8 protein-coding genes are annotated in these 6,165 nt (G+C 60.0%); 4 read left to right on the top strand and 4 right to left on the bottom strand.

Going from position 1 to position 6,165, the window contains the following annotated elements:
• From FY528_RS20975 to FY528_RS20960, 4 genes are all read left to right on the top strand, one after another.
• A partial coding sequence (locus FY528_RS20975; protein ID WP_149072964.1) for a plasmid mobilization protein occupies nt 1-482 on the top strand: 482 nt, incomplete at its 5' end.
• Nucleotides 479-1,423: a relaxase/mobilization nuclease domain-containing protein gene (locus tag FY528_RS20970; protein ID WP_149072963.1), complete on the top strand. Its 945-nt coding sequence runs from the start codon at nt 479-481 to the stop codon at nt 1,421-1,423. The genes FY528_RS20975 and FY528_RS20970, both read left to right, overlap by 4 nt.
• A gap of 17 nt (nt 1,424-1,440) precedes the next feature.
• The gene (locus FY528_RS20965) at nt 1,441-1,956 is read left to right on the top strand and encodes a hypothetical protein (protein ID WP_149072962.1); all 516 of its coding nucleotides are present in this window, start codon (nt 1,441-1,443) and stop codon (nt 1,954-1,956) included.
• Between the two features lie 134 nt (nt 1,957-2,090).
• Nucleotides 2,091-3,119, top strand: coding sequence for a DUF1259 domain-containing protein (locus FY528_RS20960; protein ID WP_149072961.1), 1,029 nt, complete (start codon nt 2,091-2,093; stop codon nt 3,117-3,119).
• A gap of 186 nt (nt 3,120-3,305) precedes the next feature.
• Here FY528_RS20960 and FY528_RS20955 read toward each other — a convergent pair whose 3' ends face one another.
• The 4 genes from FY528_RS20955 to FY528_RS20940 all read right to left on the bottom strand — a co-directional run bounded on the left by FY528_RS20955 (nt 3,306) and on the right by FY528_RS20940 (nt 5,218).
• Entirely contained in the window at nt 3,306-3,566 is a 261-nt protein-coding gene (locus FY528_RS20955) for a Txe/YoeB family addiction module toxin (RefSeq protein WP_149072960.1), read from the bottom strand.
• The gene (locus tag FY528_RS21460) at nt 3,563-3,787 is read right to left on the bottom strand and encodes a type II toxin-antitoxin system Phd/YefM family antitoxin (RefSeq protein ID WP_222931854.1); all 225 of its coding nucleotides are present in this window, start codon (nt 3,785-3,787) and stop codon (nt 3,563-3,565) included. Before FY528_RS21460 ends, FY528_RS20955 begins: the two co-directional genes overlap by 4 nt.
• A 114-nt stretch (nt 3,788-3,901) precedes the next feature.
• Nucleotides 3,902-4,207, bottom strand: coding sequence for a hypothetical protein (locus tag FY528_RS20945; RefSeq protein WP_149072959.1), 306 nt, complete (start codon nt 4,205-4,207; stop codon nt 3,902-3,904).
• A gap of 60 nt (nt 4,208-4,267) precedes the next feature.
• On the bottom strand, nt 4,268-5,218 hold the full coding sequence (locus tag FY528_RS20940; RefSeq protein ID WP_149072958.1) for a replication initiation protein: 951 nt from the start codon (nt 5,216-5,218) through the stop codon (nt 4,268-4,270).
• Between the last annotated feature and the right edge of the window lie 947 nt (nt 5,219-6,165).

The raw sequence follows: 6,165 nt of genomic DNA, 5'->3' as shown, positions 1-6,165 counted from the left end.
AGATGTGTTTTGTGCATCGCGCTTCGCGCAATACCCAAAACCCGTTCGCCCGTTGGGCTCACTACACTTGCCCCTTCGGGGACCTCCCTATGGCCGACCTACCCGCCCCTGAATCCACTCCCCCCCGCCCCCGAAAAGGAGGCCGGAAGGCCGGCCCGCTGGCCGAGAAACAGCGCCACGTCGTGAGCGTCCGGCTTACCGATGCGGAGCACGAGCGCCTGACCAGCGAGGCCGAACGGTACCGGCTGAGCCAGGGCGAGGTGCTGCGGTCGGTGTGGCGGAAGCAGAACACAGCCACGAAACTGCAGGCCCCGCCGACCCCGGAGGAAGCGCGGCAGCTGGCGCAGCTGGCCGGCATGGCGGCGAACCTGAACCAGCTCACCAAGCTGGCCCACTTGGGCCAGGACCAGCGCACCGGAGCCACGACGGTCCTCGGGCAGATGCACCAGCTGCTGAAGCGGCTGACGGGCGAGGCGGTATGATTGGCAAGGTGAAGGTGAACCAGTCGTTTGGGGCCATGTGCCGGTACGTGCTGCAGGAGCAGTCCCCCGGCAAAGGAGCCGAGGTGCTGGCCGCGCACGGGGTGCGCACGGACAGCGCCGCGCATATGGCGGCGGACTTCGACGCGGTGCGGGCCATGCGGCCCAATTTGGGCAAGGCGGTGCTGCACGTCGCGCTGGCCTTTCCGGTCGAGGAAAAGGAGAAGCTGACCAACGAGGTGATGGGCCGCATTGCCCAGGACTACCTAAAGGGGCTGAACATCGACCCGGAGAGCACGCAATGGGCCGTGGTGCGGCACCAGGACAAGACCCACCCGCACATGCACCTGGTGGTGAACCGGGTGGATCTGGACGGGCAGACGGTAAGCGACCAGTTTATCCGCTCCCGGAGCGTGGACGTGTGCAAGGGTATCGAGCAGGAATATGGGCTGATCGTGGCCGACCAGGTGGGCCGCAAGCAGGCCCGCGAAATCGGCCCGACCCCGGCCCAGGTGAAAGCCACGACCCCGAAAGAGGAACAGTCGGCCGACTGGAGCCGCGCCCGGCAGGAGATCGGCCGCGCCCTGAGCTACACGGCGGGCGAGGCCCGCAGCTTCGACGAGCTGCGCGAGGCGCTGCGCCCGCGCGGCATCGAACTGGAGCTGACGCGGCGCAAGGACGGGAGCCCGGCCGGGGTGGTGTTTGCCCAGGACGGGCACCGGGTGAAGGGCAGCCAGGTGGGCCGCGAGTACAGCGCCGGCAATCTGGAGATGGGCTTTGCCAAGGCCCGGGAGCTAGGCCAGGACCCGGCCCAGGCGTGGCAGCAGGTGGGCCAGGACTACGCGCTGGCCAAGCTGGCAGCCGCGTACGCCCAGGCCAAAGAGCGGCAGGCCCAGCAGCAGCCGGGCAAGCAGCAGTCCCGAGGCCTTGAGATGGGGGATTAACTTTTCAGCAACGACTTATGCAGGAACTACTTCAAGACATCAACGCGCTCCGGCGCGGCATCGAGGCGCTGAACAAGCGCAGCTTAGAGCAGGGCCGGCCGGTGAGCCGGGCCGAACTGGACGAGGTGCTGGCCAAGGTGAAGCAGGAAGTGCGCTTTACCATCAACTACCAGGGCGTAGCGGAGGCCATCCAGCCGCACCTGACCACGCCGGCGAAGGTGGAAAACACGCTCACCACGGGCACGGCGCAGCTGCAGCAGGTGATTGACCGGATTCCGCGCAGCGTGCCCGTGGTGGGGGAAGTATGGGGCTTTACCAGTATACGGCTGGGGTTGGGGGTGATTGCGTTGGTGCTATCCCTAGTCAGCCTGAGCACCTACCTCTGGCAGCAGAAAGCGGCCGCCGAGGCGCAGGTCGTGGTGCTGCAGCAGGAGCAAGCCAAGAAAAAGACGGCGCTGGATTGGCTGACCCAGGGTTATTGGGACTTAAAGCGCGACAATCCGAAGCTGGTCAAGAAGTATTTCCCACAGTAGGGCTTTTAGAGGTCTTCTCAGGAAACGGAGAATACAGCACGTTAAGCGCCCACAAGCCGCGTCCTGAGCACAGAGAAGGAACAGTCAACCGTTTACCTTACGTACCCTAAGCCGTCTCATTCATTCCTTGTTCTATGTCCGATTCCCGTTTTTCCCGCCGTGACTGGCTCAAAACCACGGCGCTGGCCACCACGCCGCTGCTGCTAGGCCCCTTGCCCTCCTTCGCCGAAGCCCCGGCCCCCGGCAACACCCCGCCGCTGAGCGCGGCCGACATTGCCGCCATCGAGGCCGCGATGGGCAAGAAAGGGGCCTACGTTGAAGCGCAGGCCACGCACAGCACCCCGTTGCCGCGCAACGACTTGAAAGTGACCATCAAGGGGGAGCCGGTGCCCATTTCCTTCGGCTTCGGCGGGTGGGTGGCCATCAAGCACACGCTCGACGGCAAATCAGCCATGCTCATGAGCGACACGGTGCTACTGCAAGAGGAAGTTAACCCGCTTATGTCGGCCGCGCTGGCCCAGGGGCTGGAAATCGGGGCCGTACACAACCACTTTTTTTACGAAGAACCGCGCATCTTCTACATGCACATCCACGGCATGGGTGCCCCGGCCGAGCTGGCCCGCAAGTTTGCCGCCGCGCTGAAGGACTCCAAGTTGCTGCCGGCCAACCAGCCGAAGCCCAGCGGCGGCACCCCGGCCGCGCAGGTGGGCAATAACGCCACGCCGGCCCCCGGCCCGCCCACCGGCAAGGAGCTGTTTGATATTCCGGCGCTCGACAAAGTGGTGCAGTACCAGGGCACGGTGAACGGCCCCACCTACAAGTACACCGTGGGCCGGGCGGACCTGCAATCGGTGATGATGGGCACGGAAATGACCGCCGCCATTGGCCTGAACTCGTGGGCCGCGTTTGCCGGCAAGCAAGCTGACGCGCACGTTGCCGGCGACATTGCTATGCTGGAGCACGAAGTAAACCCGGTTATAAAGGCCCTGCGCGCCCACCAGTTGGAGGTCGTGGCCGTGCACAACCACATGTTGTTTGACCAGCCCCGCATGATGTTCCTGCACTACTACGGCCGCGGCCCGGCGGCGCAGCTCGCCGCCGGCTTCCGCGCCGCGCTCGACCAGTTGGGCAAGGGCAAAACGGGCATGAAAATGAAGCACTGACAGGCCGGTAAATCAGCCCCGTTTTTTAAGGGCCTAAACCGGCAAAATACCACGTTTGGCAAGTCGGGGCCGTGGGGCGAAAACCCGGCACGATTCCGAGGTTGGGATTATAAGTAGCATTATGTTAAGAGACTTTTCCCGGAAACCGGATGGACATAAAAAGGCCTCCCCATTGCCCCCTAAATCCTACTTGGTGTAGTGGAAGCGGCATTGCAGCACGTGCACCAAGTCGGCTTCAAAGCGGTAAATCAGCCGGTGCTCCCCGCTGATGCGGCGCGACCAGTAGCCGGCGAAGTCGTGTTTGAGGGGTTCGGGCTTGCCCGTGCCGGTGGTGGGGGTGCGCAGGCACTCTTTGAGCAGCGCCCGAACCTTGCGGGCCATCGCCTTGTCGGTGTCGAGCCAGTACTGAAAATCTTCCCAGGCGGCGGCGTCCCAGCTCAGCGTCATCTCGTGGCCGGCAGCTCGTGGGTTTCCCGCTGGCCCCGGCGGTCGCGGTCCAGGGCCGCGTACAGGCGTTCGGCGTTGGCCGGCGAGGACAGCAGGTGGGCGGTTTCGTCCAGGGCAGCGGCCGTAGTGGGTTGGTCCCGCAGCTTGACGAACGGCAGGTTGCGCAATAGCTCCAGCAGGAAGCCGGCGTGGCTGTCGGGTACTTCGAGCGTGATTTTCATAGCCAAGCAAAGGTACGTGGATTCTAGGGGCCTTTCTAGGCCATTTAAGGTGCTTGAGCGGCGACCAAGCCCAGGCGCACGAGCAGTTATCTAAGTTGCAGCGGGTTTGTTCAGCTACTGATACTTGATAATCAACGCGCTGGCGTGGGGCCACCACAACACGAAATCGTAGCGCACTTGCACCAGGGCGTCGCCCTGCATCTGGGCTTGTCGTTGCTGCAGTTGGCGGAGCAGCTGCGGACGGCTGGTAAAGATGCTGCCGGTGGCCTCGACGTGGCCCACTTCCCGGTAAGGTCGTGCAGGCAGTTGGCTGAAATAGACACGGGTCGCCGTCTCCGGCGCCAACGGAGTGAGCCGGGAAGAGGCACAGCTGGCGTTGCCGAGCGCGCCGACCACCAGAAGCATGCGAAGAAGTTTCATACGCATGGGGCATTGAGAAGAACGCAAGCAGTGCCCTGTAACGCTGGTGGGGCTGAAAGATTATTTTGCCACGGCTGGTACTTTGGCCGCGACCAGGCCCAGGCGCACGAGCAGCAGGCCCCCCGGATTGCGCGAGGCTTTGACCTTGCCCGTTTTCAGGTCGTGGTTGTAGCGGTTCACCTCCGCGACGTGGGCCGCGCTGGCCAGGATGGTTTGGCGGTGTTTGGCGTCGGTGATGCGCAGCTCGTCCAAGATGCGGGCGGCGTTGTCGAAGTGGCTTTGCTGCACCCCCGGTAAGGGCTGGGCCGTGGCCACCAGGTCAAAGGGAATAGGGTCAGCTAAGGCTTGCGGCTTGACGGTGAAGATGATGTTTTTGAAACTGCGGCCAACTTTTTCCAGCTTGTAGCTGACGTGCAACTCGGTGTGCTCGTTGATTTGCTTGACGGCAATATCCAGCACCTTTCCACGTAGCTCATTGATTTGCTTCATTTTCTCGTTGCCCTTGTCATCTAGCAAGCCGAGCATCCTCTTGAATTCCTGGAGGTCATATTTTTTAGTTTCACCCAGGTCTTTCCATTGACTGCAAAGGGGGTAGATGCGCTTGGCGTATTTGCTGGTGAGACGGAGCGCAGCGGCCAATTCGTAGGAGGTGAAGTTGTCCTTGAGGTCGAACAGGTAAGGTAGAATATGCTTGGTGAGGTCAAATTCGATGATTCCCTGGCCTAAATGATATTCTACCTGTTGGAACATCCAAATTTGCTTATAGCTTTTCTCTGTCAGCACTTCCAACACCCGCGACCCCATGTCAGCCGTGGCCTTGTGAAGATAGGCAGCGTTGTACTTCTTACCCGTCAACCTAGACAACTCCATAATACTCAACGAATAACTGTCCTTGTTATCAGGTCTAAGCTTGGAGATGATGAAGAACATCAGGTCCTGCTGCAATTCGGTGTAATCGTAGCGGGCACTGGTGAGGGCATTATGCTGACGGATTTCTAACTCCTTGCTCATTTAGGGCTATACTCAACTGATTGATGGGCAATTATACATCAAAAAAGACATTGGCAACATACAGTCTGTTTTAATAGACTAATAAAACCCACTAAAAGTCTTGGTTAAACCCACTAAAAGTCTTTTTTAACCCACTAAAAGTCTTTTTTAACCCACTAAAAGTCTTTTTTAACCCACTAAAAGTCTTTTTTAGGCGGTGTAAATATCTGAAATACAATAAGTTACAAGGCCCTCAAATAGAACAAAGCTTTACAAATACACCAATTGGTGTTCCCGCGCGAGAGAAAAGAGCTTTTAGGTACTGGTCAAGGGTACAACGGCGCGAGCAAAACAAAAACAGCAAAGTCCTATAAGCCAGTAACTTGCGCGCATTTTGTAAATTATATATTATTGGTAATCAACAGTTTATAAACATTATTACTGAGCTTATGTACTGCTTTGAACTTGGGAATGCTACGGCCGCAGAAACGGGAGCAGCTGAGGATGCAGGCCGGGGAAGGGGCCGAAACGCGGGAGGCAGCACAGCCAAGACCGGGGGCGCATGACCAGGTGGGGAGGTGGCCAGGTGGTGCAGCTGGTGGCCAGAGCGAGGTGGCCACGTTGCCGGCAAGGAGAGTACCAGGAGCAGCCGATAGGGAGGCAACAGGAGGGGCACAAGAGTTGGAACGGAAAACAACGGTAAGGCCATCGGGAGGGCACAGCGAAAAGAACAGGTCGGCGGTTTTCCCCTATTTGTTTACCATCACCAGAAAGAGCGGGCCAGGGGTTGCGCGCGCGTGTGGGGAGCCGTACCTTGTGGGCCACTCCCGAATCGTTCAACGGTTTTCGCAAGATGTGTTTTGTGCATCGCGCTTCGCGCAATACCCAAAACCCGTTCGCCCGTTGGGCTCACTACACTTGCCCCTTCGGGGACCTCCCTATGGCCGACCTACCCGCCCCTGAATCCA

The sequence above is a fragment of the Hymenobacter lutimineralis genome (assembly GCF_008271285.1).
GTDB lineage: Bacteria > Bacteroidota > Bacteroidia > Cytophagales > Hymenobacteraceae > Hymenobacter > Hymenobacter lutimineralis.
Note: the sequence above shows the minus strand (reverse complement) of the source record. Positions and strands in the feature narration are given on the sequence as shown.

Excerpts from the sequence above, each read along its gene's own strand:
- FY528_RS20970 (WP_149072963.1), top strand. The coding sequence starts at position 479 with ATGATTGGCAAGGTGAAGGTGAACCAGTCGTTTGGGGCCATGTGCCGG.
- FY528_RS20965 (WP_149072962.1), top strand. The coding sequence starts at position 1,441 with ATGCAGGAACTACTTCAAGACATCAACGCGCTCCGGCGCGGCATCGAG.
- FY528_RS20960 (WP_149072961.1), top strand. The coding sequence starts at position 2,091 with ATGTCCGATTCCCGTTTTTCCCGCCGTGACTGGCTCAAAACCACGGCG.
- FY528_RS20955 (WP_149072960.1), bottom strand. The coding sequence starts at position 3,566 with ATGACGCTGAGCTGGGACGCCGCCGCCTGGGAAGATTTTCAGTACTGG.
- FY528_RS21460 (WP_222931854.1), bottom strand. The coding sequence starts at position 3,787 with ATGAAAATCACGCTCGAAGTACCCGACAGCCACGCCGGCTTCCTGCTG.
- FY528_RS20945 (WP_149072959.1), bottom strand. The coding sequence starts at position 4,207 with ATGAAACTTCTTCGCATGCTTCTGGTGGTCGGCGCGCTCGGCAACGCC.
- FY528_RS20940 (WP_149072958.1), bottom strand. The coding sequence starts at position 5,218 with ATGAGCAAGGAGTTAGAAATCCGTCAGCATAATGCCCTCACCAGTGCC.